Raw genomic sequence first — 26,712 nt, forward strand, 5'->3', positions numbered from 1 at the left:
GCCTTGAGCGTATCGGTACCACTAAAGGGCCATCTTTAAAGATGGCTCTTTTTTGTTTTTTTGGTGCCAAGTTCTACTTTTTTGTTAGAATACGGTCGTATTGGATTATTAATAAGGACATCGAGCCATGAAAGGTGTGATTGCAAGACCTGTAGCCGTGTTGGCGGCGCTTGCGGCGGGGGTTTCAGCCGCCCATGCCGACCCTGCTCAAACGGCAGACCTCTCTTCCTTCATCACCGCTCAAGGTGCCGTTGCGGCAAACCCTGCGCAACAGCCGCTCGATGACCTGACTGCGCAGCGGGTATCGCGCTACGGCCGCATCGTCAACGCCCGCCCTGTCGGCCTGGGCGGCTTGACTGCCTGGACCGTGGAAAAGAACGGCCACCAAGTGGTGCTGTTCAGCACGCCGGATTCCTCGGTGCTGTTCACCGGGGTGGCCTGGAATGCTGAAACAGGCGTGAACATTTCCGACGCTTTCCTGCCGGGTGTGGCCCAGATGAACAACCCTCGCCCGGCAAACCCGCCCGTAGCGGCTGCGCCCGCTGCGCCGCTGATGTCGCCGGTTGAAGCCACGAACGTGCGGGAAGCTGCGGCCATGGACGGTCAGTACCAGGGCGCAGTACCTGAGTCGATGAAGACGGTTGACTCGCTGGCCGGCGTCAAGGAAGGCGATGGCAGTATCGGCGATACCGTCTACATCATCATCGACCCACGCTGCCCGTATTGCCGCGAGGCGTACAACTTAACAAGGGCTTACGCGGCAAAGGGCCACACCATCAAGTGGATTCCGTCGGCTGCGCTGGGCAACCCGGCAGATGGCGTGCCGCTTGCTGCCACGATCCTGCAGGCCAAGGACCAGCGCACGCTTGAGCGGGTGCTGGGCAAGCACGAACAGATTCGCTCCGAGCCTTCGCCGGAGACGGTGGAGCAGCTGAGCACCAACCTGGCGTTTCTGTACGCAGCATTCGAAAACAACGGCAAGGAGCAAGCGGGTGTCCCGGCTGCCTTCTTCGTCGACCACCGCACAGGGAAGCCAAGGATGATGACGGGCCTTTCGCAGGCCGTCGTGCTTGAAGACATCTTTGGAAAACTTTAAGGAGCAAAGTACATGAAAGCCAAAGCCCCGAACTTCGAGTTCGACCCCAGCATCCGCCTCTTCGGCTCGGCCGAGCACTTGTTGGTGGTGTTCGACAGCCAGAGCCCACATGACGCGCTGCGGGCTACCCGCACTGTGCGCATCCCCAAGGCGTTCAAGCAGCTGTCCCTGGTGGTGGCCGGCCTCGACGCCGCTGAAGACGATGGGCACCGGCGCATGCTGACGGGAAGTGTCAGCCTGGCGATCCAGGATGATGCCGACGTGTTGTCGAGCTACGAGCTGGCTGCCCTGCAGTTGGTGTTTCATGCCGAGGCGGATCGCAAGGGCGCGCTCACGCATATCGACCCTGCACTCGTTGCCTATCAGGTGCGCCAGGCGCTTTCGGAATGCTTGAACCAGGCCCTGAACGACTACTTCCAGCGCGAAGAAGCGCAAAAGGCAAGCGCGCAGCCGGAGGCCTTGCAGCCTGTTGCGGTGAGTGCGCAGTATCACGGCGCAGCGCCCCAGCCGTCACGCAAGGCGCTGCGCGAGCAGGCCGCCAGCGACGCAGAGCGCCAGGCCCGGTCACGCCGGCGCAAGGCGGTATTGGCGTGGGTCGTGCCGCCGGTTCTGGTCATTGCCGTATTGTCGACTCTGTCACATCTTGCTTCCAGTCAGTCGCCGATTGAAAATGCTGTCGCGCAGCAGATGGCGAACGATCCCGAGTCGATCAAGGCGCAGGTCGAGCTGACCAAGCAGACGCTGCAGTCCATGGGGCTTGACCCAGGGCAGGGCGGAGACCTCGGATGCCTGGCACCGCAATGATTTCAGTTGCTCCCATCTTCGCTGCTATGCAGGTGCCGAAGGAGGATCTTTTCCAGGATTGGAGATGAGCAGGCGATGCTCGCGAAGCCTTCGTCTGCTGTTTTGCTTGAGCGGGGTTCTGCGCCCGCCAGCACTTGAAGACTATTTTGGATTGGAGAACCTTTAGGTACGTATATGCGACCAGCGAATGAAGTGAAAGACGGGGCTAAATTATTATCCCTTGCCCAAGGCCTGAGGTCGCTGCTGGTCCCCTCGCCGGATGTACTGGCAGATACCGTCAAAGAGTTGCACCCCTTGGTCAACTTGTCTGACAAGGTGCTGCCGTTGAAGTCGTATTTCAACATGGTCCAGGACATTCAGCGGACCAAGCATACCCACGCCGCCATGCGCGCCGCGGGTGAGGCGCTGAGCCGCGAAGCCATTCAGCAAGGCGTGTCACGCAAGCTCTGCACCGAAGACATTTTCATGGTGGCGTGTTCTTTCCTGGAAGTGGAAATCGCCAAACAAGGCTCGGTGTACTACCTGAGCGGCGAGTCGCCCGACTTCAAGGAAACCAAGAAGAACCGAAACCCGCTCGATCTGTCCGATGAGGTCGTGCTGAAGAACCTTTCAAGCGGGCTGGCCCGCCCCGACACCGATCGCGGTGCGGTTGAGCGTGGGCAGATCGACAGTGGCTTCAACCATCTGGTGCGGTTGAACCAGCTGCATAACCTGATGCTGGAAAGTGTGCGGCTAATGAAGGCGGATGAGCGTTTGACCAAGGTCGATATCCGCAAGAAGTTCAACATTTCGCACACGGATTACGAGCGCATGATGTCGATGGCGCGCCGGTCGGGGCTGATTTCCTTCCGCAATCGGAAAAAGGACCCGTCAAACTCTTACACCTTGCGCAATGACAACCATGAGCGCGTTTCCGAACATGCGAAAAACTTCGGCCACACGCCGCAGAAGATGTTGAACAAGATCCTTGATGACTTCTTCGGCATGCTGGAAAAACGCAAAAAGCACGAGGACTGATGCAGATGGGTATCCAGGGCCAAAAGGATGTGGGGCCGGCAATCAGCGCAGAAGAGCAGGCGCGGGTAACGCGGGCTGCAAGGCAAGTGGTGGCCTACGCCAACTTTCTGCGTTGGACGGCGAACTTCAAGCGGGACGAAGTGCTGCGTCATCCCCGGCATGAGCGCGTCATGTTGCTCTCGCCCATGCAAAGTGGGCGTTTCAGTTTTGCGCTGGAGGGCGACACCCTGTATGTGGGTGTTCAGCCATTCGAGGCGGCCTGGGCTGCATGCATGCCTTTCCAGGCCGCTTATGTCTCCGATCGTCTGTACCTGTCGGTTGAAGGCGTCAGCTTCATGGATGCCCGTATGCCGCCCTTGTCACTCGGCATTTTTGTTGATGAGAGCAGCAAGCGTGCGCTCATGGCGCGCGCCAAGTTCGTTCGGTTCGTGCATGTGAGTGTGCGTGACGGCTACGTGATCGATGTCGGTGAGCCTTGTGGCGAGCCTGTCGAGATGCGCCCAGGCGATGTGGTGCAGCAACTGCAGCAGACCCAGCAGGCGAAAGTTCAGCAGCAAGACATGGGGCGGTTCTTCTGATCGCGCTCAAGCAGAATTCACAAGTAAGGATACGAGCATGACCAAGTGCACACTCATCCTGCCTATTCTGGCCGCTGTGGCCATGGCGGGCTGTGTAACCACCGAGAAGATGCCGGACGGGACTACCAAGATTCGCTTTTCCGATGAGGCCGCCAATTCCCTGGCCTCGTTGATGCCTACTGGCGTCGTGACCGGGATCGCAGGTGGCGCGGGCAGTGGTGGGCTGGATCTCAACTACAGCCTGAGCCCGCTCAACAGTGGCGAATACCTGTACCTGAACGGGCAATACGACTTCGAATGTGCCGCAGCCATGCTGTACAGCGCGAAGTCGGGCCAGCCCATGGATGCAAAAATCAGCAAAACCTGCCGCGACGGCTATTTCTTGCGCCAGGAGCAACTGCGCATGGCGGGCAAGCCGTACGACAGGGGCGTGCCTGCCTATGACCCTGCCAACCCGTCCAATGCCTACTGGGAAAAAGTGGCCGGCCGAACCGTCAGCCAGCTAGCGCCGATCAACCAGTTCAAGGTCCGTTTTGCCGGGTATCCGCGCGTTGATCGCAACGGCAACATCTCCATTCGCGTGAGCTTCATGGGTGCTGCCGACGGGCAGTATGCAGACTTGGTTACCACGCCCGAGCGCACGCCGGTGGTGCTGGACGATGCTGGCTTCGCGCAGGGTATGCGCAAGCGAGTGGCAGAGCTCAACACCCAGATCGGTGAGTTGATTGCCTGTGAGGCGGTGCTTGGGTACAGCAAGGCCGTCGATAAAGGCCCTCGGCCTTCGAGCATTTCAGCTGGCGACTATTCGCGTTATGAAGTGCGCTTCACGGTGGCATCGATGGGCTGCAAGGACCACTCCCGCCAGTTCTCGGCGGCTGCACGCTAGCGCTGCCAGTGGGCTTGCTGCGCAGTTGATCGCCGGCAAGCCCGGCCCCGCAGTGTGGAGGTGGTTGCCCATTATCTTCCATGCTGCGGGGTAGTTGCCTGCGTTTGCTGGGCCACTCAGATGCCGAGGGCGGTCATGGCGCCATGTTCCATGTATCGTCAGCCGCCACCGCTGCCTCATTGATGCCGGGGCCGTGCCTGTCTGCGGCGTTCAGCCATTCCTGGCTGAGGTCCGCCTGTTGAGCGGCACGCTCGTGCGCAAATTCGCGCAGCAGAATGGCGTCCTCGATCGAGGTGACGACCTGCGCGGTCGCGCCGCCATACTCGCTGAGCAGCGTTCGGGTCGCTTCGGGTGGGAGCTGGTTGATGGCGCTGCGCAGCTCTCGGCCGTAATCGGCCAGAACAGGCTGCTTGTCAATGACGATCTCCGCCGCTTGAGAGGGGAATACGGAGGCTGTGAAACTCTGGAAATCCTGTGCGCTCGGCATGGCGTGCGTCCTTACATGCTGTAGTCGTCGAGGCCCTCGCTGCGTGACAGCGATGGATTGGCATAACGGGCAAATGTCTTGTCCAGGTCGGCTGCCAGGTACGCCTGTTCACTGTCGCGCAGCGCGCGCTTCATGAAGTCGCCGTCGCCTGCTACCGAAACCACCTGATCGCGCAGATTGCTCAGCAGCCCTTCACGGTCGGCCCGTGAGCCGGGCGTGTTGTCGATCGCTTCGAGTACGTGCAGCAGCGATTGGCGAAGTTCGGTTTCGGCGGCGCCTTTGTCGGCGGGCGGGGCCGCGTCGAAGGCCACGGTGCTGATCACGGCGCGATGGATGGCTGTGAATGCGCTGATTTCGGCTGCCCGGCTCTGCATGACCCGATCGGAGTTCAGGGTGTGAGGCGGCGTATTGCGCAGCCAAGCCGATTCCTGATCAGCCAGCGTGTCGATGGTTTGCCGGATTTTCTGGCCGTCGGGGCCTTCGCGCAGTGCGGCTTGCGCTACGTTCTCAAAACTAATTGCCGGGTTGCCCGAGGCCTCGATGGCTTTCTGGCGCATTAACCCGGCACCGATCACGAATCGGCTGGCATCACGTATTGATAGCTGCATCTATGTCCGTCGTTTTTCACAGGGCTTGAACGTGCCCGAATCAGTCGGCATCCAGCAACGTCAGCTTCCCTGCGCGGCTCACCGTACGCCAGTCGCATAGGCTGATGCGAAGCGTCGATTGCGGCTTTGCGACGTGCTGTGGGTGCTCCCTCGCAGACCTGGGTGCGTCTGCCATGAGTGACCATAGCATTTTTACTGTTTTATTTCTTGTGAGCGAGTCGAGTCAAACGCTTTTTTCGATGATTTATAGTATCCCCCTCCATGGCCGGATGTACCGAGGCGGGTTGAGCGCGAAAAACCCGACCATCTTCAATTTAGGCGCTGAAACCCCAGTGGTACGGGCTTTTTCGCCTGTTGTCGCGTTCACGTGCCTGGTGGGCCTACGTAAGAGCAATGTGCCTTTTTAGCGGTCTTGCAGCGTTCTGAAAGCCCGAATTGAAGATGAAAATTCGCGATTTCATGGATCATTCGGCAATTGATCAAGTATGCGAATAGAGGTCGCTTTGACCATAGGGGCAGTAGGTGAATATCATACGATATTCATGATTTTAAAGGACTTTAGGCTGTTTTTAGCCTGTTTTAATGGGTTTTGATACGGTAGCTGGGCAAGCTTGGGTGGCTTGCGAGATCGCCGATTTTCAGCAGCGCACACGTTCTGAAATCGTTTTGTTAGTTTTCTTTCGTAACATTTTTTTGATAATTCTGTGATGTCTGGTTTAAGATTGCCCGACCTTAGCTATCCGCAGGATTACGGCTCACAGGGTGGAACCATGGCTCAAGCTAGAACGCATGCCCGTCTAGGCCTTCGCTTACGCGGCTGCACGACAGCTCATCTCAAGGACGACGGAGCACTCCAAGGGGAATTCGTCGCGAACGATTCAGATAATCCGTCCGCAATTCGATTCAGGTAGGTATTCACAATGGCTCAGATGCCGTTCTCTCCGTGCAGCGATCCAAGCGCCTGCACCGACCAATCGGTCAAGATGCTAGGCCGGATATTCGGCCCGGTCATCGATGCATTGGTCAAAGGCACCGACCCCAATACGGTTGAGGCAAGCGCGAATATCCTTGCGACGATGTTCGGCTTCTTCAACAGCGGGATCCTGATCATCGGCTCGCTGATCGTCTCGTACGTAGCGGTGATGGGCGTGACCAACACCGCCAACGACGGTGAGGCGATGGGCAAGAGCTGGTCCTCATTGTGGACGCCGGTACGGATCGTGGCAGGTGGCGCCGTGTTGCTGCCGACAACCAGTGGCTTTTCTTTCATTCAGCTCATCGTGCTGATGTTCGCCTTGTGGGGCGTTGGTTTTGCCAACGGCACCTATAAAGCGGGCATGGCCATGGGGGTTCTGTCCCCGAACGGTGTTGTCGAAGGGGTGAACTCTCCCGGCAACTTCTATGGGCTGCGCGATTTTGCCCGCGGCTACCTGGCGGGGTCTTACTGCGCGACGGCGGCCAACTCGATCTATGCCGACAACACCGCCTCAGGTGCACTCCCTGAAGTTGGCGCGAAAAAGAACAGGACCGAAGACAAATTCACCATTGTGGATGGCCGCAAGGAATGGGTTTTCGACCTGAAAGACCGCAACAAGGTTACCAACCTGGCGGGCGGCTCCGCGTTTTGCGGCTCTGTGAAAGTGGCCGAATACCAGGCGCAGACGAAGACGGATGCCACTGCCCAAGCCTTGGAGCAGATGCGCGTGCAGGTTCAGGGCATCAAGCGCGCAGCAGCCATCAACATGATGAAAGAGCTGGATGACTGGGTGCGGCAGTGGCCAGCCACCATCAATGATACGGGCTGGGATCAAGTCGACTCCGGCCAGTTCAACGTCATTGTGAACAAGTGGGAGCAGAAGGTGGCGACCGATATCGTCGCCCAGGTCACCAACCAGGCGTCGGGTGTCAACGGGGGGCTCGACGACTTCCTGAAGACGCTTACCAATGATGGCTGGGCGGCAGCCGGGGGGTGGTTCCAGCGTGTAGGCATGGTCCGCGGGCAAATTGCAGGCGTGCTTGCCGAGCCGGTGGGTGCGGTCAGTGCGCCCTCCCTGGGCGCACTGCCTGGCGATGCCCGGTTCTTTTTGCTGGCCAACAGCGTGACAACGGTCACTGAGGCAATCGACAAGAAGGCAGAAGAAAAAACCAGCTACAAATCTTCGACCTCGGCCAAGCCCGAAGACATCGCGAGCCTGATCCCCAAGGACCCCGGCAGCGATATCAGTGTCAGCACCTTGCGCGCCGACATGGATGCGAAGATGTCGTCGTTCGTCAACGGCGTGATGCTGAACGTGGTGGAGATCGCCACGGGGGCGGGCAGCAATGGGCAGACGCCGCTCTGCGGAACGGCGGGGCAGATGGGGGGCTCGCTCAACCGCATGAAGTGCGTGGGTGATTACCTGGTCGTAGCTCGCGCCGGCATTCTGGTGGCCGATGTCGCCATCAAAAGTGCGGGAACAGCGGTGAGGGTGCTTGCGGGTACGCTTTCGTCGGTCAAAGGCTTGGGCAACGGGTTGGACCTGGACAAGGTCGTGACCCCGCTGTGGGACTGGGTGATGGAGGTGCCGGTCAAGCAACTGGCGTTGATGGCCAGCTACATCGAGCCGCTGGCGTTCTATTTTGCTGTGTTCCTCCCCAGCTTGCCCTACACGCTGTTCATGATCGTTTTTGTTGGCTGGTTGCTCGCTGTGTTGCAGTCGATCATTGCGGCGCCGCTCTGGGCTGTGATGCACATGACGCCGGACCGCACTTTCGTGGGCTCGCAGACGCAAGGCTACCTGCTGTTGCTGTCGCTGTTCGCTCGCCCGGCGCTGGCCGTGCTTGGCCTGTTCGCGGCGGTGTTGGTGTCCGACCCGGTGATCGACTACATAGCCCAGGGCTTTTTCGCCATGCGCGGTGCGGTGGTGACCTCCTCGGGCAATGTGGGCATCATTTCGGAGTTTCTGACCTTCGCGTGGTGGTTCATGGTGTTCGGGCTGACGTTGTTGCCCGTGTTGTACATGATCTTCGGCTTGCCCCAGACCCTGCCTGACCAGGTGCTCAGCTGGATCGGCGGGGGCCTTGGCAGCATGGGTGAGACCAGTGCGGTGGCTGATATGCGAGGCGGCATGAGCCGGGTTGGCTCGAGCGTTCAGGGCAGTGGTACCGGCATGCGCCTGGGTGGCGGCACCCAGGGCAGGCTGCCACCGCCTGATGGCGGTTCGCCCAATGATCCCAAGGGGGGTGGGCCTCGCGGCGGCGGCTCAGGCGGCGGCACGCCACTGCTCAGTGCAAACGGCCAAGGCGCAGGTGGGGCGGCATCGCGGGAGTCGGATGCGACCGGCGACAGTGCACCGAGTGACAGCCGTACGAACGGCCAGCGAGTCAGTGATGCAGCTGGTGTTGCCCTGGGCCGGGCAGTTGCGGGGGGTGCCGCTTCGACAGGCAGGGCCATGCGCAGCGCCGGCAGTGCCGCGCTGTCTGCCGGCCGTGCGGGCGTGGAATCGTTCCGCGGCTCGGAAGCAGGCTCTATTGGTGGGCGCATGCGTGATGGGGTGAAGGCGGGCGCGTTGACGGCCGGTGCCGGTCTGGCGTCTGCTGCGAGCGCCGCCGGGGCCGATTACAAGCAAGCGTTTTCGACCGCTGGTGCGGAAGGCAAGGCGGCGTATCACGAAGGTGCTGACGCACGTATCCAGGCGTTCAAGGAATCGCTATCGGCCGGGGCAGCACCTGTCGGAGGGGGGAGCGATCAGGAATCAGCCGCCTCATCTGCCGGCGGTGCGGATGACTCCGGGCTCAGCGACCATCAGTTCAGCAGCGCGACCCTTGCTGCCGGGGCGTCCTCGGCCAGTAACGAAGGTGGGCAAGCGGCAGCTGCCGACGGCTCCGGCCTGAATGCGCAGGATGGCGGTGCGGGCCAGTCGGCGGGTCGCTCGGCAGCGTCTGCCGGGCAGCCTTATGCGTCCAGCGGCGCTGCACCGGGCGGTGCGGCGACCGGCGCAAGTGGCGGCGATCAACAACCGGCTGCATCATCCGCCGGGCGGGCAGGCGACGCTGGGGTCAAGGACCATCAGTTCAGCGGCGCGACGCTTGCTGCTGGGGCATCCTCGGCCAGTAACGAGGGCGGGCGCGGGGCCGTTGCCGGCGGAGCCAGCAGCAACGCGCAGGCTGGTGCTGCTGGCCAGTCGGCGGGTCGCTCCACGGCGTCTGCCGGGCAGCCTTATGCCGCCAGCGGCGCTGCACCAGGTGGTGCGGCGTCCGTCGCGGATGGCGGTGCTCAGCAGCCGGCTGCAGCCTCCGCTGGGCGGGCAGGCGACGCTGGGGCCAAGGACCATCAGTTCAGCGGCGCGACGCTTGCTGCCGGGGCATCCTCGGCGAGTCACCAAGGCGGGCAAGCGACAGCTACCGAACGCTCCGCCGGCACTGCGCAGGAGGGTGCCGATGGCCAGTGGACCGGTCGCGGCACATCGCGTGCCGGTGAGCCTTATGCTACCGGCCGCTCCAATGTCGGCCACGAAGAAGATCGATAAGCAGGCAGGCCGCCTTGCTCCGAGCGGGTGGCCATTTGCCCACGGATAGCCGGCAGGCGGGGAATTATTCCCGCCCTTGGCTGTCTTGGACGGTGACGCGCAATGGGTGTGCGCAACTTGATACGCGGCTGAGGCCGCGCTGAGCAGAGGCTTCGCATGGTTGATAATCCACTGGAAGACCAGCTTCGACGGCTCCTTACCGGGCTGGCTGATCAGGCCATCGTGCGTGGTGAACAGTTCTTCTACGATGGCGGGGAGTTGTATGCCGACGATGTAGCCGATATCGGCCTGGTGGCCGTGTTGTGCATTGCCCAGGCGTTATCCGAGCGTACGGGGCTGGGCGGGTTCGGCTATGAGTTCGAGCTGGCTGCGCCTGCCAACCCAATCTTTCCGCTGCACGCCAGCCCTCAAGGTGAGCTGCCTGACTTCTTTCGGGTGGCACCCTTCGTGGCGGCGGTTTTCTACGGTGAGGTGCTCGCAGCCAGGCAAGATCTGACGCTGCTGTACCACGCTGCTGTACAGGCTTTGCAGAATGGCCCTGGGCGTGCCTTTGACAAGGTGGGGGTGGCGAGCTGATTACTGCATATTTTTGTCAAAATAGCCTGTTAGAAAATTGATTTTCACCATATCTGTAGTTAGTATTCAGGCTACAGTGCCGCGCTAGGAGCATCCCATGCACGACGACGAAAACACGCGTCAAGCGTCTGGTCCCCACGAAGAACTACCCCCTGGGGTATTTCCGCCGATGCCAGGCTACACCACTGCTGACCTGCTCGCGGTTGCCAACGCCCCCGTCGAAGCATTGCTTGAAGAGCGCGCTATCGACCCCGGCCTGATCCGCGAAACCGTCATTGCGTTAGCCGAGCATTTGTATGCAGCATTCGAGCGAAATGACATTCAGTACCAAATTGCCACTTGGTACCAGAAGCCCTACGACCACCCAGAAATGCGCACACGCAGTATCGAAATTATTGCGGAGCAATTCGGCGTCATTGCGCTGGATGCGGCGGCAGATTCCTTGGACGGCTCACCCTTGCTCCACCTGGGTGAGGCGTTCTACGGAGATTTTATGGAGCGCGCGGGTAACGCAATAAAGGCCCACATTCTCAAGTTGAATGAAGCCTGAGCCGTCGTTGTTCATAGGGACATGAAATGAGTAAATCTGTGTACTTTAGTGTGTACCTGGATGGTACGGCTAATAGCAAAGATAATGATAAACCCACGGGTAGCCACACCAATGTAGCCCGGCTCTTCGAGCTGGATACCGCGCAAGGTACCAATCTGGCTGTCAACTCCGACCATGTGCCCTTGAAGTACGACCCGGCGCAATACGCCGGGCAGTCGGAGAAGATCTACCTCGATGGCGTGGGCAGCCAGAGGTCGAGCACGCCCAATGCGTTGCTCGAACGGGGAACCGGTTTGGGTGGCCAGAACCGTATCGAACAGGCCTACGACGCCTTCGTCGCCTTTTACAATAAAAACCAGGACCTCGATATCGATGTCAACGTGATCGGCTTCAGCCGTGGTGCGGCGCAGGCCCGCGCGTTGGCGAACGAGATCATCGACCGGGGTGTGCCAAGGCTCGACAGCAACTGGAAACCCACCCGTGAGTATCTTGTCCCGCCGGGCCAGGCCGAGGTTAACAAGCTCGGCATATTCGACACCGTTGCTTCCTATGGCATCCCCATCACCGATAGCCACCCGAACAAAAATCTGGAGATAAGCAAAAACGTCAAGTCGACCACGCATCTGGTGGCGATGCATGAATATCGCTCAACGTTCCCTTTGACCAGTGCGCTGCGTAATGACGACAACTCGCGCATTGAAGAGGTGAAGTTCGCGGGCGCGCATTCCCAGGTCGGTGGCGGCTACCGTAATGATCTGTTGGCCGCTGGCCCGCTGGCGTTCATGTACGATCGCTTGAAGTCGGCGGGCATCGAGATGGGGCCAATGCCGCCGGAAGAGTTGAAGCGTATCGAGCAGTACAATGCATTGATCAAAGACCCCGAACGGCTGCAGGAAGCGTTGATCGACTCTCGCCTGATCAAAGGCAACGAGGCGTTCAAGCGCAATGCCGATGGGTCGTTCACGCTTGTCAATAATCAAGCCTTCCCGACCGAGCGCGGTACGCTCTTGCCGTTCAGGCGGCAGGACCAGCCGTTCGGCCAGCAAGTCAATGGTCGCAAGGTCATCTTTGAAAACGATGACTCGCTGGGCGAGCCGCTTGTCCAGCGCATCGGCAGAAAGGTAGGTGAGAAATTCTTCGCGTGGGACGAGAAGGCTGAAAATAGCGCGGCCACCCCTGAAAACCCTGCCGGCAGCAACATCAAGGACAGGATGGCGACCCGCAAGGCTGAGCACGCGTCACGATTGGCAGCTCAGTCCCAGCAGCAAGTGGCGGAACTCTCGTCGTTGCTAGCAAGCTCCAAGCCCGAAGTCGAACACCTCAAAAGGTTGGCGCTTGAAGAGGTTCCGGTACCCAAGCCGGCCTTTTCAGCCAACTATGCCGTGGTACGCATTGACCCCGAAGGCTCCTCGGCATTTGCCGATCTGGGTTTTGAATACGAGGCCAGCCGCATTGTTGCCGATGCGGCTATCGGCGCCCTTGCCAAAGCGCCCTTGGGTATCGATGATCCGTTCATGCTGCATGACACCAACGGCAATGTGGTGGGCACCCTGGAGGCTGTGCATGAAGCGCCATCGTTTGCCAGTGCGCGCGGCGTGCTGGTCGCGATCGACCTGCAGCATATAGACCCGGCGGCGCAGGCAGGGATGCTCTACGATGGCTTCAAGCAAGCTGCAACCTGGATCGCCGAGCGACCGGAAGGCACCTTGAAGGACGCCTGCGAGATACCCGGCGCGGATGGCAAGCCATTGGCGCGTGCGATGATTGCCTATTCTGCGGAGCGCGAACTGGAGCGTACCGTCACCTGGGATGCCCCCGAGCCGTGAAAGCGCTCGACGTTGCGTTGCATCAACAACAGGTGTCGGTAAGCGCATGCGGTTACGCTTTTTGCAGGCTGCTTGCTTAGAATGCACCTGTTACCGACGTGGGTCGGTCAGTCAATCCGTAAGGGCTACATGATGAAAATCCACAAATACCAGCCAGGCACCTTTATCGAGGTCGATGATATGGCCGGTGGCCGCCGTGTGGGGATGGTCTGCAAGGATGGCGTGACGTTCTGGGATTTACTCGATTCCGACCTCTGCACACCGCTGACGATTCACCCTTCCATGGCGCCGCAGGCGCTGGGCACTTTGACCCAGTTTGGCCAGGGCAACGGGTTGGTCAAGGCGACTCAGGCGCTGGTCGGCCATTTGCGTGCAGTGGGTGATCAGCGCCTCGACAGCGACCCGCTGTTTGTCATGCGCGCGTTGTGGTTCGTGTCGCAGCGGGCGAGCGGGGCGCAGGCCGTGCCTGACGCCGCGACACTGCTTTGGGCGTGCGAACAGGCTCAAGGCCAGGCGCAAGCAGCAGCACGCATCCACCAGATGGCCAAGCAGTATTGTTCAGCGTAGCGACTGCACCCAACTGCTTGTTCGAGCCGAAACGTCCGAGCCCCGCCTTCAGTCGGGGCTCGGTGCATCTGGGGTTGCCTGGCTGTCCAGTTGCCGCTCATGAAGGGCTGCATAGCCGTCCACGGTAGCGCGCAGGGTGTTCTGGGAGTGGCGGGAGACAGCGCCTGGGCTGTGCTGGCAAAGGCCCTCGAACACGCTCTGGGCGTCGAGCCGATGCACGCCAAAGGCTTCCTCCAGCGTCGCTCGCTCCACGGTTGGCCAGTCCACCTGTGTCGCCAGTTCGTGGCGCAGGCTCGCCGCTGCATGCTTGCCGAACACGTGCGCCACGCCAGCCTTTGCTTCCAGGCCAGGCAAGGCCTCAATGCGCTTGCGCATCTCGTCCTGGCGGTCGCGACGTTGCACGGCTGCGTTCTCCGAGGCCAGCTCCACCAGTATCTCGCCGACGTTGGTAAAGCCTTCACTGGCAAAGACCTCGGCAACCTTGCGTGAGCGCGGTTCCTCTTTGGGCAGGAAGATGGCCAGGCCATTGTCATAAGGGTGTGGCAGATCGCCCCAGAAGTGCGTGGCCTTGAAGTCGCGCAGGGCATCGAGCGCGTCAGAGAAGTAGGCGTCCTTGGCAACGGCGTAGATGGCGTATTCGTCGTTCAGCTGAGCCACCGCATCGGCATCCAGGCCGTAGCGCTCAAGGCGGCCTTGCAAGGCAACGGGTTGCTGCAGGTGCCTGGCGATATGCTGGGCCGCGACGAAGTGGTGCGAACCGCCGCTGTTGACCAGGTACAAGCCATCATCCCAGTCGTGCCTGACCATGAAGTCGGAGCCGCCATGAACAATGCGCACCTCGGGCCAGCGCAGGTTTTGCGCAAGGCCCTCTTGGCTCAGGTCTTGGGTGAATGCCTGGCAGGCCTGCTCTGCCATCTGCTGCATGGAGTTGAAGCGATACAGTTCGGACTTCGACGCCGACAGGCCGGACACGTCGGTGATATCGCAGGCGAAGTCTGCTGTCGTCTCGCGCCTGCTGAGCCGGGCCAGTGCGGGGATGTGCCGGTGCTCACCCTGATAGCGGCCGTTGGCCGAGCGCCAACCTCTGACTTCGCCGCTGCTTTCGCTACCGTGGCCGAAGCCGATGCGGTGCGACCATTCATGCCAGCGAACCACGCTCGATAACGCGATGACACTTGCAGTGTCATCGACCCGCCTGCGCAGGGCGGGTTGCTCGGCAATGACTCGGCGCAGCCGGGCCGGGATGCCCAGGTCGTCCTTGACCGTTTCCAGAAACTTTGCAGCCAGTGTTCTGAAGCTCATGGCATGACTCCATTCAGCGCATGTCGGTTAGCGTGGCGTTACTGGGTGGCCCGTTTGACGGCGTCCGCGGCGTCGCGCGCTGTGCGTTTGATGGTTTTCGCCACTGTGCGCACATCGTACGCGCAACTGATGTAGGTGCTGCCTGAATCTACATACAGCCACTGGTCATGGTTGCCGACCTCTTTCTTGTAGTCGCCGATTGGGTCCCGGGGGACGCCGGCCAGCTTGGCCACCGTCTGGATGCTTTCGCCGCTGAATGCGCCGGAGTAGGAGTTGAAATCACCTTCGCCATTGGAGCCTGGGTGCAGTGCAAGCCGGGTGACGGGGCGACCGAAAACGTCCAGCGGGTTCGGCACCGTGTATTCGCCATCGGACAAGTCCGAGGCCTGCACGATGGCTTTGCCCTTGGCTGTTTTAACCAGTGCTTCGAACTCTTCTGGCGAGACGTTGCGTTGGCAGGTCAAGACCTGAGCCAGGCGTGCGTTGGCCTCGGGCTGGTCGACTTGCTCGGCGTACGCCCCAGAGCAGGCGAGCGAAACCAGCAGCGGTACGGCGAGTTGCAGTGCTTTCATGCGGCAGATCCTTCTGGATGACAAAGTGCTATCAATTTAGCCTGTTAGAAAAACGTTTTTTGCATGGCCGCAGTGTGCGCTACGCCTTGCGGCCGGTCAAGCGAACGCCTGTGCATCCTCAGGATTTCACCTTGACGGCAAATGGCCTCAAATTCATACTCGCCATCACGAGCAACATTTTTCTAACAGGCCATTTTGATAATTGACAGGACGTTGAACGCTGGCTGATCGGCATCGCCTCCGCATGCTGCGACGCTTGTCTTGAACATCACCGTTCAGCTGGCCCTTACAAGGAGTTTTCAGGCATGTCCTACCCATTACCGCCACTTGCTGTGGAGCCGGGCCTGAGGGTGGTGGGCGATCGCCGCGCGGCCTTGTGGCTTTTGCTGGTGCCGTTGCTGGGGGCACTGCTGGCCTTCGTCATTGCGGTCGCTGCGACCATGATGGGTGAAATGGCTGAAGGCTCGCCACGCTTCTACGCCGCGGCACTGTCGTTCTCGGTGCTTTTGTTTAGCGTGATTCTGCTGCCGGCCTACCTGCTCAGCGTGGGCTGGTACGCCTGGTGGACGCACGGCGCTGACCACCGTCGGCTGCGCCTGGGCCTGTGGCTTGTCCCGCTGGTGGCGCTGCTGTTTGCGTGGTTCCCCGTCACCTTGGTGCCAGGCCTGAAGCCACTTGGCCAGGACACTATCGACCCGCTGCGCATGTACTTGCTGGCAGGCGCACTGACGCTGCTATTGGGCTATGCCTGGTCGCTTATCGTTTTCGTGATCCTGCGGTTCTGGAGAGATGTATGAGCACCCTGATTGTCACCCCGCGCAAATTGCTACCGTTGGTATTGGCGGTCGTGTCTGCGGCGCTTGCCCCACACGCTTTTGCGGGGTTTGAATTGATTGAAAGCCCAGCCGCGCCGGTGTCTTATGTAACTACGGCGCCCCCCGTAGACGACACTGCGCAGATGCAGCAGACGATCAACGCGCTGCGTGTGGAAATCCAGAGCCTGCGGGTTCGTCTGGCAGCTGCAGAGGCCGATGCCAACGGCAGCCGCCAGGAATTGCTGGCCATCAGGGCGGGGCAGGAGCAGGTCCAGGCCTCGATCAACCACATGACGCTCAACTTCGCCTTTGGCCACTCAAGGTTCCGCCCCAACGCCGCCGATGAAGACGTGTTGGTGCGCTCTGCTCGTGCCGCGCGGCAGGTGAAGATCTTTGGCTACACCGACAGTGTGGGCACCCTGGAAGCGAATCGCCGCGTTGCCCAGCTTAGAGCGGAAGCGGCGAAGATGTACCTGGTTCGGCGTGGCGTGGAGGCCTCGAAGATCAGTGCCCAAGGCCGGGTGGGGGACTATATTGCGTCCAACGACACAGCCAATGGCCGCGCCGCCAATCGCCGGGTCGAATTCGAGTTCTCGACCACGGCCAATGACGCCAGGCCCTCCTATGAAGTCAGTGAGGGCCGCGCACCTGTATCAGGCCTGCAGGCGCATGTTATCCAGGAATAACCGTGCCTCGGCAGCTGCCGCGATCGTAGCGTCGGCGGGCGATTCCCAGGCCACCCCGTTGTAACGCAGGCTGTAGCTTTCGCGGCAGGGGTGAAAGCCGATATGGGCCCAGTCGATCCCTTCGCGAGCAGCCCACTCGCCGAGGATTTCCGACCGGGTTTCGCCGGCCGTACGACGTTTTTCGATTTGCCCGACCACGTCTGCAAACAGGCGCAGGTTCTCAAGGTCGATACTGACCGAGGCCGGGCCGATATTCAGTACTCCACCCGGGTTACCGGGGGCAGCTTGAAATGCGCAATGAAACTGATGGCTCATTGATACTTCCTTGAAGTTTGGGCTGCAAACATACACACACTGTTGACAGTAACTTTGACCTTGAAGCCGCTTCAAGTTCAGTCTAGTCGACCCGGTGCAGGGAAGTTGAACATGTATTCACTTGGTGAACTTGAAGCATTCGTGGCGCAGGCCATCAGTGGCAATGTGTTTGCGCAGTCAGGCGGCGGCTTTGTCAGCGTGATGGCCAAGAGCACCCCGGCCATTCAAAAAGACATCCCGGCGGCATTCGAGATGTACACGCTGCTGGAGCATTTTTTGAAGACGTTGCCCATTCGCCATGAGGCGCTGGGCTTCGGTGCACCCACCATCAACCTCGAGCCGGGTATCGTGGTGAGTCACGACGGCGGCAAAGTGATTGCCTTGTTGCCGATCCAGGCCAACCAGTTGGGCGACGTGGCATTCTGGCTGGCCGATGCGCTGCCCAGCCGAGAGGTCAAGGCCATGCCCGGAACGCTGGCACTGATGTTCACTGTCGAAACCCACGATGCGATAAATCACCTGCTGCCCGAATGGCTGGCCGCTTTCTATGTCCAAGGGGATGCACGGCATTGTGTGCCGATCCTGGCGCTGAAGTCGGTGCTGGAAGACGAACGTTTCGGGGGCGACTGGGTAGCGGTCGCCGTGCACCGGCTGACGGAGTTCGCCTTGCCCCAGGCAGCGGCGGAGCAGGCAGCCGGCGCCGAGATCAAGACCACACGTTAGGCGCTGTCAGCCCTGATCGCGGCACCCATCATCTAGAGTGTGAGGCGTGTGACGCGACGATGCGCCAATGGAAGGAGGTAACGAAATGGACCAAAACTGGGCAGCACGCAAGGGCAACATGAGCCTGGACGGCGGCTACAACGGCTCTGCGCAACAGGCCGAGGCCAACCTCCACGTTGGCCGCGACCAAGGGCGCCGGGAGGGCTTCGAGCAGGGGCGCTCCCACGGTTATTCACAAGGCTGGGATGCCGGCGCGGCCCACGCCAACCAGAAGCTGGAGCCGCTGCGTGGGCACGTGCGCCAGTACTTCGCAGAAGCGGTACAGCTCAGGGACCATGTGAAGCGTCAGAAGGCGGTAATCGACCTGATGTACGAGCAGTTGTCGCAAGTCGCCAAGGCCAACGAAGCCAACCGCAGCGCAGTGGCCGAGGAGGCCCGCCTGACCAGTGTGGTCGCCGCCCTCAACAGCGCCAATGAGTTGCAGGAACTCACCATCAAGGCGATGGAGAAGCAATTCGAGTCCACGTTTGCGCAATCTGAGCTGAAGACCGAACAGTACCAGCGCACCCTGGTCTTCACGCAGGCGGCACAAGGGCTGCTGGAGGAGCTTGCCGGCGAAGATACGCCTGAGGCCCGGCGTATCCGTGAGCGGTTCGTCGAGCGTTATCAGCAGCAGGTGGCGCTGGGCCTGCGTGAGGGGCACATCCAACGCCCGCCGGAGCAGGATGAAACGTTCCAGAAACAGCTGCCTGAAACACACCAGTTCATCCTGAGCATGCAGGCGGCGGTTGCACCGCGCTCGCAACCGGACGACGCGGACCCAGCGCCCTAGGCGCTGAGCCGGGCAGCCTCGGCTGGCTATTGCGCCGGGGCTTCAGCGGGCGGCAGTGGGGCAGGTGGGGGCGCGTAAGGGGTCTCATGGCCAGGGTTGCCAGGCTCAGCGCCTTGGCCGCCGGAAGGTGGGGCGTCCGGCGGCACGCACACCAACCCCGTTCGCACCTGTGCAGGGTACTGCTGCACCTGATACCCATACGCCGGCGGTTGGCGCATTTCGGGGGCCTGGCAGGTGCCTTCGACGACCCCCTGCTGAGGCGTGGCGAAGTCACAACGTTCACCTTCATAGCGACCGGAACACGACCGGTAGGCGGATACGGGTGTGATCCGCGTCGGTACTGGCACGTAGATGGTGGTGTTGCGCGGCAACTCCTGCCACTGCTCTTCAGCCGGCTCAGGGGCGTTCTGAGCCTGGGCAGCACTCACCAGGGCCAATGCGCTCAACGCCAAGGCGATTGATAGGGTGTTTTTCACAGGCGCCTCCAGGCATTACATGCCAGGTTCGTAGTCCGAACCGCTGGTGCGTGCGGGTGCCGGGTCGCTGTGATCCAGACCGGCATCCACGTCTACGCCACGTTCTTTCATCTCACTGATCATGTATTCGTAACCGACTGTGAAATGGGCCATGTCGTAGCCAGGGTCAGCCTGTTTGATCTTCGACGTCAGCGAGACGATCTCCAGTTTCACCGGGTCAGGTGTTTCGTCGGTATCCCAGTTACCCGAGTTGTTCTCCAGGTTGTTCAAGTGGAAGGCCTGGCTGAACGCCTTGCCATCCACGGTGATTTCCTGGGCCAGTTTCTGATAGAGGTTCTTGCCACCCAGGCCCTCGTCCAGGCTGGCATCGACCACCCGCAGGAAATCCAGATGGGCCTCTGGCGTGGCGGTGAGTTCTTTCCAGTTGCTGTATTCTTTCATTCCGTTCTCCTTGCTTGGATGTATATGCCTGCGCCTTCATGGCTCCATTCGGCATTGGCCTGGTGCTGAGCCTGCCGCCGGGGTGGCGGCCCCCATCACGGGGTGTAATCGTTGCCTGACGATGGGCCCGAAGGCTTGCCACGGACCATGTCGACGATCCCTTGGAGCATTTCCTTGAGCCGCTCGGCGATGCGCTGCATGACGTCTTTGAGGCGCTCCAGGTGCGATTGCGCTTCGCCGTCGAAGGCCGGTGTATTGCCGGCGTTGGCATGCATGCTCTGGCTGGACGTTTCGAGCCGGTTCTTGAGCTTGTCGTAATGCGGGCTGCCGTCGGTTTCCGGGTTCAGCAGCTCTTCCTGGGCGCGCCCGTATTGCCGCGCCCAGCCGGTGAGGGCCTTGTCCATGGCTTTTTTGTTGCTCTGGGCCTCGGGCGACTGGCCTACAGCCTCGACGAATGTTTCGTGCAGGTCGGTGAATTCGCCATCGGGCTTCATCTTCTCGATCACTTCGGGCACGGTCAGGCCGGTTTGCTCGGCGCGCGCCTCGATCTGCTGACGAACCTGGGGCATGTTGTCCGCATTCCAGAAGGCAACATGTGCCTTCTCGTAGTTGCTGGCGGCTTTCTCGACCTGATCGACCCGGTATTCGGAAAGGCGAGGCAAAACCGGCACCCGGCCAGCCGTTTCTTCCGAGAACGCAGGCTCTGCGGCTTCCTGCGCCTTTGAGCCGCCGCGCCAGGCATTGGCCAGCGCGTCCGCACCCTTGCCCAGGCCCTGCATGGCAGCACCCGTCAACGACGCGACGCCACCCACCAGCTCGGCAGTGCCACGCAACAAGGTTTCGGCACCATTGGCCTCGCGCTCCGAGCGTTTGCCAGAGGCAGCGTCATTCTCATGCAAGGAGGCGTTGATCCGCCGCACTTCCTCGGGGTCGAGCGAGTCCATTTTCTTCTTCACATCGCCCGCCACCTGCATCAGCGCATCGAGTGCCACGGGGTCGATCTCGGTGCGGGCAGTTGGCGCCTGGCTGGCGGGGGTATCCCTGCCGGCAGCCGCCCCCTGCGGCGTTGCGTTGGCGTCAGCGGCCTGCAACGATGCCGCATCGATCGAGCGTGCGCTCCAGGTGGCTTGCGCCGAATGCTCGGCGTTGCCTTGGTAATCCAGCTGCACAGCCTGGCCGCGCTGCACTGCAGCGCCGCGTATGGCTTGCTCAAGCTCGGCGCCCCACAGGGTTTGCTCGCCAGCGGGGGATTTCAAGGTGACGTAGTAGCTTTTCGGTTGTGCAGGGTCGTTGTGAGCGGGCGCCGCGCCATGATGGACCAAGATGCCTGCGTAACTGCGCCCTGGCTCGGCGTGCGGCCCGGCAGCAGAGTGAGCGACGGCCGGTTCAGGCTTCTCGAGTTCTTTGGGTTCCATCTTTGATTACCTTTTCGTGGGCGCCGCGTTATTCAATGGATCTGGACACAGCTCCTTTCTGGGCGCGCTGATGCGCCCAATCGGTCTGTGCCCGTTGACCTGCCAATTTCTGCGACGCGTAAACGGCAAGCAATGCTTCAACTTTTTCTTTCTTGCGATAAATCGCTTCCGACAGGTAATTGCTGACACCTGTCGCCCGGTTGTAGTCGACCCACAGGGCGCGGCTGGAAACGTGCGTGATGCTGTTGTTCCACTCGGCGTCGCTGAACCGCCGGGTCGCTTCAGTCATCATCATTTCCGAAACCGACATGGTGTCGTAGCCACCGATGGGGGCTGTCGGCAAGGCACCATAGCCATCGGCGTCAGACAAGTACATCTCAGGTGTTTTGCCATCTGCTTCGGCCAGTGCGGCATCGGCGTTGGCAGCGGCCACCTGCACGGGTTCGGCCGTGGAGTCGGGGGCGACGCCGCCTGAGGGCACATTGCCGAACAGGATCTGGTGTTGCGCCTTGGTATCCTTGCCCAGGATCGGGTAGTGCTCCGGGTGGCCATCCTGAATGGAATAAGTTTGGCAGAAATAGGGTGCCGGGTCAGTCTTGTAGCCAATGTCGTCCTGGCGATTGAACACGGGCGGTAACTGGGCCGGGTTAAAGGGCCCACGGTGAGCATTTTCGGCAAACGCCTTGGCCCTGGCCGCATCCTTTTGCGCGGTGCCATAGGTGAAGTGCAAATGCTTGGTCATGCTGCTGCTGGGCGTATTGCCCGACAGACCAAGTTGCTGCCCGGGTTTTACCGTAGCGTAGCGCTTCACGCCATTAGCAAAACCGCTAAGGTGGTAATACGCGACGATATCGCCGTTGTCCCGTTTGATCAGCACTGTGTTGCCCGCCGACCCTCGGCTTCCGACAAATGCGATGACACCTTCAGTGGTCGCGTACACTGGTTGCGACGCGCCACTGGTAGAGAAGTCGAGGCCATCGTGCATGTGCGCTTTCTTGTTGGCCGAGCCGAAGTTGCCCGAGCCGCCGCCGCGGAATTTGCCGAAACGCCCGGAAACAACTTCCTTGTCGGTCGGCGATACCATGCAAGTGTCGGCAATGGCGCTGTGGGCGTAAACCGCCAGCCCCAAGGCTGCCACGCCTCGCAAGATCGTTCTGTTCATACCTTGCGCTCCGTCACTTCACACTCTGCTTCACGTTTTGCTTGGCGGCATCCGAGGCGGCTTGGCTGGTGCGGGCTTGTGCGCCACCTGCAGTGACTTCCAGCGACACCAGCGAAGCCAGTTGGGCTTCCATGCTTTCGTATTGGCGGTACTGCTTCTCTTGGATGGCCAGGTCCAGCGCCTTGATCTTCAGCAGCTCGACCAGCGCGCCGCGCTCGTTCTGCGCAGCCATCACCCGGGCCCAGCTGTCGTATTCGGCGGTGTTGCCCGAATAGCGTTTGACCTCGTTACGGAAATGCACCGCCAGCGGCAGGTCGGAGCCTGTCTCCTTGCCCTCTACACCCGAGTAGTCGAGCTGGATGGCCTTGAGGCTGGAGAGTGCAGGCGAGACCAGCGCGTCTTTACGGGCCTTGGACAGGGAATAGTCTTCGGCGGCAGACGATTTGCCGGCCGATGCCGGTACCGGGCCGTCAGGCAGGCCAGCAATGTTGTTGACGAACCCGACCTTGGCCTCGTACAGCGTTTCGCCTTCCATGGCGGGTTCGAACAAGGTAGCCACGGTCAAGTCGGCGCCCGGCATCGACCCGGTCGATTGGCACATGCCCGAATCTGCCTGGTCTTGCGTGCAGAACTTCTGCCTTGCCTTCACCAGTGCTGACTGGGCGCTGATCGGCTCGGCATAGGTGCCCGGTGCGGCGACGATCTCGGCTTTGACCCGTTGGCGAACCTCGGTGGTCATGTCGGCATCGCGGTTGCTCATCAGCGTTCGGGTCGAGTAGACCTTGCACGGCGAGAAGCCTTGGCCGAACTCACCGCCATAGTCGAAGCGGGCCTGCTTGACCCGCTGGGTCTGCGCCAGCACGTTCAGCGCGGTCGCCGTTTGTTGCGCCGCATTGCGCCCTGCCTCGGCAACGGTGTTGGCCGACAGGGCTTTCTGCTTGGTCATTACCGCGATGGCGGAGGTCAGGCGCTGGCTTTGGGTCTCGAGCAATGCCGAAAGGGAGGCGTCGACTGAGGACACCAGCCCGTTGAGCGTCTGGGTAGCCGCCGTGAACGCCGGCGCCACGACGGTTTCCTGATACTGCGGTGGGCAGTAGGCCCAGGCCAGCGTAGAGGTGAGGGCCAGCGATACGCCGAACGACACCTTCCATTTACGCGACTCGCGCGCTTCGTCGAAATCCTTTTTCATACGCATCTCATTGCACCGCCTGCTTGGCGGTTTCAGACAGCACCTTCTGATAACGCGACTCCAGCGGCGCGTCGAGGCGGTCGGACGAGGCGACCACCAGTGTCGCCAGGTTGGCGATCAGCCGTTGGTTCTGCTCGTACTGCTGCTGATGGATCCATACCTCGAGGCCACCCATCTTGGCGGCCTCCACCAATAGCCCGCGCTGGGTCTGGCGTGCCAGGTTGCCCGACCACTGCTCGGCTTCCTTGCCGCCGAAGTACTGGTTCACACGCAGCTTGAGCACTTCGTTGGGCGACTTGCCGCCGAACTGGGTGCTGCGGGTGTTAGCCGCGTTGATGGTCGACAAGCTGTAGGCCGGCACCGACAACATCGAGTCCTTGCGGTTTTTCTGGACCATGTAGGTTTCACCGGCAGGCGTCGCACCGGCCTCTTTGGCAAGCTTCTCGTCCGGCGGGCCAATCACATGCTGAATGTAGGCAGTACGCGCTTCGGTGGTCAGCGAGTTCTCTTCCGCAGGTTCGAACAGCAGGGCGGCATTGGTATCGCCGCCGGGCAAGGCGCTGAGCGTGCACAGCCCGGCATCCGCCTCTGCGGCGGTACAGAACTTGTCGCGGTGCACTTTCAGGCGCGCTTGCATCGCCTGGGAGGTTGATGTCACCAGGCGACCTGGGGAGGCGTCGAGTACACCGACTGCCGCCTTGGCCTTGGCGGCCAGGGTGGTGAAGGCCAGGTCCATCGATTTGTTCTTGGCCACCGTACCGCAAGGGTCGAAGCCTTGGCCGGTCGCCGCGTTGAAGTCGAGGTAGGCTTTGGCGACCGCAGTGTTCTGCTGCTGCGCACGAATGGCGTTCACCAGCTGTTCAGACGTTTGCCGGTTGTTGTCCGCCACCACGTTTGCAGACAGCGCTTCCTGCTTGGTGGCAATGGCCACCGCCGAAATGATCTGCTCGAACTTGGTCGTCATCTGCGCACCGAAGCTGGTGCCAAAGGCGGTAATATTGGCGCCCACTGTCCCCGTGTGCGTCGATATCTGCGCTGCGGTCCATGCCTCTGCGGGGCCGAAACCGTACAGCGCACCGTAGGAAACACTGGAGAGCATTGTCGACCCCGCGACAATGCCCGCTAACTTGAGCCGAAAATTCATATCACTGCCCTGTGAGCATTGGCACGCGACGGTCCGTCACTTGCCCTACGAGAGAGTTGGCAGCCATCGCGCTCATCGCCGAGGTGGCTAGCTGCTGCGACTGGGCGGCGTTGCAGGCGGCTGAGGTGCAGTCGATGTGCGCCTCGGCGCGCTGATCGGTGATCATCGCGGTGTACGCATACGCTGCCGCCTCGCCTTCGGGGGCGAGAGTGTTCTCGCTGAAAGGCCCGGCGTAATCCACATCCCAGCCCTGCATGCCGTTGGCGTTGAGCGTGCACATGCCCTGCCTGGCCTCGGACACGGTGCAGTAGGTATCGCGGTGCATGGCCAGGGCCGACTGATCGGCCGTAACCCTGGAGCCCACACGCTGGGAGGCGTAAGTGGCCATCAGCCTTGCCGTGTCCTTGTCACGCTGGGACACGGCCTCCACGAACAGCTTGCCCTGCTCCTGAGCCGTGCATTTGATGGTCACCGGCTGCCCGACGGCAGAATCGAACGATGTCACGGCCTTCATCACCCGGTCGGACATGTCGATGGTGCCTACCGCGTTGGCCAGCTGCTTTTTCGAGTCGCTGTCCATCTGCGAGACGACGTTGGCCGACAGCGCGGTCTGCTTGACCGTCACCGACCAGGCACTCATTTCGCTCTGCATCGTGTTGAAGAAGGTCAGCACCGATGCCCAGGTAAGCGCCTGGGCCGGCAGCGCCGTGGCCCCGACCGCAAGGCCCACCGCCAGAACTGCTGCGATCTTTTTCATCGACAGCCCCTTTTAGTTGAACAGGCCCGCAGCGGAGCTGGACGACCCACTGCTCGAGTTTGGCGAGGCACTTGGCGTGCTGACGGGTGCCGGCGCTGCGCTGGCAGGCGCCGCCAGGCTGTTGGTGGTGGCTGGGGGCGTGGTACCCGCGCCGGCACCGGCGCCACCGCCGAAGTCGGTCTGCACGTAGTTGAACGGGTTCACATCCACGGTGTAGGTGGCTTCGTAGCCTGCCGCGGCGTTGTGGTAGCCGCTGCCCAGCTGCGGGTCGAGCGTGCTCATGCCCTGGCTGACCAGGCCGTTGGTGAGGCCGTTGAGGTCGCCCAGCGAGGTGCCGCTGCTGACCTTGCCAATCGCCTGGTTGATCGGCGTGGTGACCATCGAAGCGACCTGCTGTACCGCCGAACACACCTTTTTCTGCGCGTATTGCAAAACCGCCGCCTGGGCGGAGGCGAGGATGCTGCCCAGGCTCGGGATGGAGCCCGAGAGGTCGAACAGGCTGCTCAGGCCACCGAAGCAATCCGCCGTGGCGCTGAACAGCGACTCGACATTGGGTGTGGCCGACGCCAGCTCGGTATGGATCTTCAGCGCATCGCCGATGGAGGCGCCAATGGTGCCTTCCTTGGTGCCCTCGGCGCAGTCCTCGGCATCGGCCTTGATGGCATCGGCGACGACCGAATCCTGTTGCGAGATCAAGCTGCTCGACGTCGCGCCCAGGCTGCTGGTTGCCCCGAAAGCCGGCCCGGCCAGCACCAGCCAGGCGCCCAGCACCCCGCCCAGCACCGCGCGCTTGCCCACAGATTTGCCTATCGCCTGTGCGACAGGGTTCAAGCGTCCCTTATACATCTGCGTAACTCCCCATGATCTGTGATATCTCGCGCAGCCGCTCTGCGCAGAAAATCTCGCTGAGCAGGTGCGTCTTGCTGAAGGCATCCAGCCGACGCCGAAACGCCGCCAGGTCCATCGACTGCGCTGAGTCGCTGCCTAACAGCGCGGCCAGCGCCCCGGTGAAAGCTTCATTGCGTTGCGCGACATACCGCACCAGGTACATGCAGCGCGACGAAGTGAGGTGTGCCAGCAGCTCGGCGAATGGCTGCGGAAGCCGATGCAGCACGCGCGCATAGGCCTCCACGAAGGTTTGGATTTCTTGCATCAGCAGCTGGATTTCGAACTGTTGCCCGGGAGCGTCTTCGTCAAAGTCCACGGCCCAGCGGTCCACGCGGTCCATGGCCATCAGAAAATTCAGCAGCTGTACATTGCGCGACGACGCGGCGAAGTGGCCCAAAACGCCGTGTGCCGTGAGATCAAGCTGGTCGATGGGCGGCACGGCCGCATCTGAGGTTCTGTCTTCGTCCATTCCCTGCACTCGCTTAAAGCATA

At 61.3% G+C, this 26,712-nt stretch carries 28 protein-coding genes; 14 read left to right on the forward strand and 14 right to left on the reverse strand.

Features of this window, described 5'->3' with window-relative positions; translation table 11 throughout:
- Nucleotides 1–127: 127 nt before the first annotated feature.
- The 5 genes from DJ563_RS24360 to DJ563_RS24380 all read left to right on the forward strand — a co-directional run bounded on the left by DJ563_RS24360 (nucleotide 128) and on the right by DJ563_RS24380 (nucleotide 4,381).
- On the forward strand, nucleotides 128–1,096 hold the full coding sequence (locus DJ563_RS24360) for a hypothetical protein (RefSeq protein WP_434518476.1): 969 nt from the start codon (nucleotides 128–130) through the stop codon (nucleotides 1,094–1,096).
- 12 nt (nucleotides 1,097–1,108) lie between these two features.
- Nucleotides 1,109–1,900 carry a hypothetical protein gene (locus DJ563_RS24365; protein WP_434518477.1) on the forward strand — a complete coding sequence of 264 codons (792 nt, stop codon included), beginning with the start codon at nucleotides 1,109–1,111 and terminating at the stop codon, nucleotides 1,898–1,900.
- 174 nt (nucleotides 1,901–2,074) lie between these two features.
- On the forward strand, nucleotides 2,075–2,917 hold the full coding sequence (locus DJ563_RS24370) for a hypothetical protein (RefSeq protein WP_095063828.1): 843 nt from the start codon (nucleotides 2,075–2,077) through the stop codon (nucleotides 2,915–2,917).
- Entirely contained in the window at nucleotides 2,917–3,495 is a 579-nt protein-coding gene (locus DJ563_RS24375; RefSeq protein ID WP_434518478.1) for a hypothetical protein, read from the forward strand. Before DJ563_RS24370 ends, DJ563_RS24375 begins: the two co-directional genes overlap by 1 nt.
- 37 nt (nucleotides 3,496–3,532) lie before the next feature.
- Nucleotides 3,533–4,381, forward strand: a complete 849-nt coding sequence (locus DJ563_RS24380; RefSeq protein WP_434518479.1) for a hypothetical protein — start codon at nucleotides 3,533–3,535, stop codon at nucleotides 4,379–4,381.
- Nucleotides 4,382–4,514: 133 nt separating this feature from the next.
- Here DJ563_RS24380 and DJ563_RS24385 read toward each other — a convergent pair whose 3' ends face one another.
- The gene (locus DJ563_RS24385) at nucleotides 4,515–4,868 is read right to left on the reverse strand and encodes a hypothetical protein (RefSeq protein WP_095063826.1); all 354 of its coding nucleotides are present in this window, start codon (nucleotides 4,866–4,868) and stop codon (nucleotides 4,515–4,517) included.
- A gap of 11 nt (nucleotides 4,869–4,879) precedes the next feature.
- Nucleotides 4,880–5,425, reverse strand: a complete 546-nt coding sequence (locus tag DJ563_RS24390; RefSeq protein WP_434518480.1) for a hypothetical protein — start codon at nucleotides 5,423–5,425, stop codon at nucleotides 4,880–4,882.
- Between the two features lie 971 nt (nucleotides 5,426–6,396).
- Between DJ563_RS24390 and DJ563_RS24395 the strand changes: the two genes are divergently transcribed.
- The 5 genes from DJ563_RS24395 (at nucleotide 6,397) to DJ563_RS24415 (ending at nucleotide 13,503) form a co-directional block, all read left to right on the forward strand.
- Nucleotides 6,397–9,984, forward strand: a complete 3,588-nt coding sequence (locus DJ563_RS24395) for a DotA/TraY family protein (protein ID WP_258714165.1) — start codon at nucleotides 6,397–6,399, stop codon at nucleotides 9,982–9,984.
- Nucleotides 9,985–10,140: 156 nt separating this feature from the next.
- Nucleotides 10,141–10,560, forward strand: a complete 420-nt coding sequence (locus DJ563_RS24400) for a hypothetical protein (RefSeq protein ID WP_274151102.1) — start codon at nucleotides 10,141–10,143, stop codon at nucleotides 10,558–10,560.
- A gap of 97 nt (nucleotides 10,561–10,657) precedes the next feature.
- A complete protein-coding gene (locus DJ563_RS24405) occupies nucleotides 10,658–11,110 on the forward strand; it encodes a hypothetical protein (protein WP_186652621.1) in 453 nt (150 codons plus the stop codon).
- A 26-nt stretch (nucleotides 11,111–11,136) separates the two neighbouring features.
- Nucleotides 11,137–12,936, forward strand: a complete 1,800-nt coding sequence (locus DJ563_RS24410) for a phospholipase effector Tle1 domain-containing protein (protein ID WP_227696464.1) — start codon at nucleotides 11,137–11,139, stop codon at nucleotides 12,934–12,936.
- A 132-nt stretch (nucleotides 12,937–13,068) separates the two neighbouring features.
- Entirely contained in the window at nucleotides 13,069–13,503 is a 435-nt protein-coding gene (locus DJ563_RS24415) for a hypothetical protein (RefSeq protein WP_238338535.1), read from the forward strand.
- Nucleotides 13,504–13,551: 48 nt separating this feature from the next.
- Here the strand turns inward: DJ563_RS24415 and DJ563_RS24420 are convergent, their stop codons facing one another.
- The gene (locus DJ563_RS24420; protein ID WP_095063820.1) at nucleotides 13,552–14,805 is read right to left on the reverse strand and encodes a DUF6685 family protein; all 1,254 of its coding nucleotides are present in this window, start codon (nucleotides 14,803–14,805) and stop codon (nucleotides 13,552–13,554) included.
- A gap of 38 nt (nucleotides 14,806–14,843) precedes the next feature.
- Nucleotides 14,844–15,377, reverse strand: coding sequence for a hypothetical protein (locus tag DJ563_RS24425; RefSeq protein ID WP_095063819.1), 534 nt, complete (start codon nucleotides 15,375–15,377; stop codon nucleotides 14,844–14,846).
- Between the two features lie 305 nt (nucleotides 15,378–15,682).
- On the opposite strand from DJ563_RS24425, the gene DJ563_RS24430 reads away from it, so the two are divergent.
- Together DJ563_RS24430 and DJ563_RS24435 are read left to right on the forward strand one after the other, a co-directional pair.
- A complete protein-coding gene (locus tag DJ563_RS24430) occupies nucleotides 15,683–16,174 on the forward strand; it encodes a hypothetical protein (protein ID WP_095063818.1) in 492 nt (163 codons plus the stop codon).
- Complete coding sequence (locus DJ563_RS24435) at nucleotides 16,171–16,878, forward strand: OmpA family protein (protein WP_186665798.1); 708 nt, start codon at nucleotides 16,171–16,173, stop codon at nucleotides 16,876–16,878. The genes DJ563_RS24430 and DJ563_RS24435 overlap by 4 nt, the downstream gene beginning before the upstream one ends.
- On the opposite strand, the gene DJ563_RS24440 is transcribed toward DJ563_RS24435, so the two are convergent.
- Nucleotides 16,846–17,193: a hypothetical protein gene (locus DJ563_RS24440; RefSeq protein WP_095063816.1), complete on the reverse strand. Its 348-nt coding sequence runs from the start codon at nucleotides 17,191–17,193 to the stop codon at nucleotides 16,846–16,848. The two genes, DJ563_RS24435 and DJ563_RS24440, sit on opposite strands and share 33 nt — an antisense overlap.
- Before the next feature lie 111 nt (nucleotides 17,194–17,304).
- Here DJ563_RS24440 and DJ563_RS24445 point away from each other — a divergent pair, with 111 nt between their 5' ends.
- Together DJ563_RS24445 and DJ563_RS24450 are read left to right on the forward strand one after the other, a co-directional pair.
- Complete coding sequence (locus DJ563_RS24445) at nucleotides 17,305–17,916, forward strand: hypothetical protein (RefSeq protein ID WP_095063815.1); 612 nt, start codon at nucleotides 17,305–17,307, stop codon at nucleotides 17,914–17,916.
- 85 nt (nucleotides 17,917–18,001) lie between these two features.
- On the forward strand, nucleotides 18,002–18,748 hold the full coding sequence (locus tag DJ563_RS24450) for a hypothetical protein (RefSeq protein WP_274151113.1): 747 nt from the start codon (nucleotides 18,002–18,004) through the stop codon (nucleotides 18,746–18,748).
- Between the two features lie 26 nt (nucleotides 18,749–18,774).
- Here the strand turns inward: DJ563_RS24450 and DJ563_RS24455 are convergent, their stop codons facing one another.
- From DJ563_RS24455 to DJ563_RS24495, 9 genes are all read right to left on the reverse strand, one after another.
- Nucleotides 18,775–19,224 carry a hypothetical protein gene (locus tag DJ563_RS24455; RefSeq protein WP_095063813.1) on the reverse strand — a complete coding sequence of 150 codons (450 nt, stop codon included), beginning with the start codon at nucleotides 19,222–19,224 and terminating at the stop codon, nucleotides 18,775–18,777.
- A 15-nt stretch (nucleotides 19,225–19,239) separates the two neighbouring features.
- On the reverse strand, nucleotides 19,240–19,665 hold the full coding sequence (locus tag DJ563_RS24460) for a hypothetical protein (RefSeq protein ID WP_095063812.1): 426 nt from the start codon (nucleotides 19,663–19,665) through the stop codon (nucleotides 19,240–19,242).
- Nucleotides 19,666–19,760: 95 nt separating this feature from the next.
- Nucleotides 19,761–21,080, reverse strand: coding sequence for a hypothetical protein (locus tag DJ563_RS24465; RefSeq protein ID WP_095063811.1), 1,320 nt, complete (start codon nucleotides 21,078–21,080; stop codon nucleotides 19,761–19,763).
- Nucleotides 21,081–21,108: 28 nt separating this feature from the next.
- Nucleotides 21,109–22,242: a M23 family metallopeptidase gene (locus DJ563_RS24470; RefSeq protein WP_186665792.1), complete on the reverse strand. Its 1,134-nt coding sequence runs from the start codon at nucleotides 22,240–22,242 to the stop codon at nucleotides 21,109–21,111.
- Between the two features lie 13 nt (nucleotides 22,243–22,255).
- Entirely contained in the window at nucleotides 22,256–23,431 is a 1,176-nt protein-coding gene (locus DJ563_RS24475; RefSeq protein ID WP_434518481.1) for a hypothetical protein, read from the reverse strand.
- Between the two features lie 7 nt (nucleotides 23,432–23,438).
- Nucleotides 23,439–24,530 carry a hypothetical protein gene (locus tag DJ563_RS24480; RefSeq protein WP_434518482.1) on the reverse strand — a complete coding sequence of 364 codons (1,092 nt, stop codon included), beginning with the start codon at nucleotides 24,528–24,530 and terminating at the stop codon, nucleotides 23,439–23,441.
- Nucleotides 24,531–24,576: 46 nt separating this feature from the next.
- The gene (locus DJ563_RS24485; protein WP_434518483.1) at nucleotides 24,577–25,332 is read right to left on the reverse strand and encodes a hypothetical protein; all 756 of its coding nucleotides are present in this window, start codon (nucleotides 25,330–25,332) and stop codon (nucleotides 24,577–24,579) included.
- 12 nt (nucleotides 25,333–25,344) lie between these two features.
- On the reverse strand, nucleotides 25,345–26,178 hold the full coding sequence (locus DJ563_RS24490; RefSeq protein WP_434518484.1) for a hypothetical protein: 834 nt from the start codon (nucleotides 26,176–26,178) through the stop codon (nucleotides 25,345–25,347).
- Nucleotides 26,171–26,689: a type IVB secretion system protein IcmW gene (locus tag DJ563_RS24495; RefSeq protein ID WP_434518485.1), complete on the reverse strand. Its 519-nt coding sequence runs from the start codon at nucleotides 26,687–26,689 to the stop codon at nucleotides 26,171–26,173. Before DJ563_RS24495 ends, DJ563_RS24490 begins: the two co-directional genes overlap by 8 nt.
- Nucleotides 26,690–26,712: the final 23 nt, after the last annotated feature.

It is taken from the genome of Pseudomonas sp. NFX1 (assembly GCF_051123555.1).
Classification (GTDB): Bacteria; Pseudomonadota; Gammaproteobacteria; order Pseudomonadales; family Pseudomonadaceae; genus Aquipseudomonas; species Aquipseudomonas capeferrum.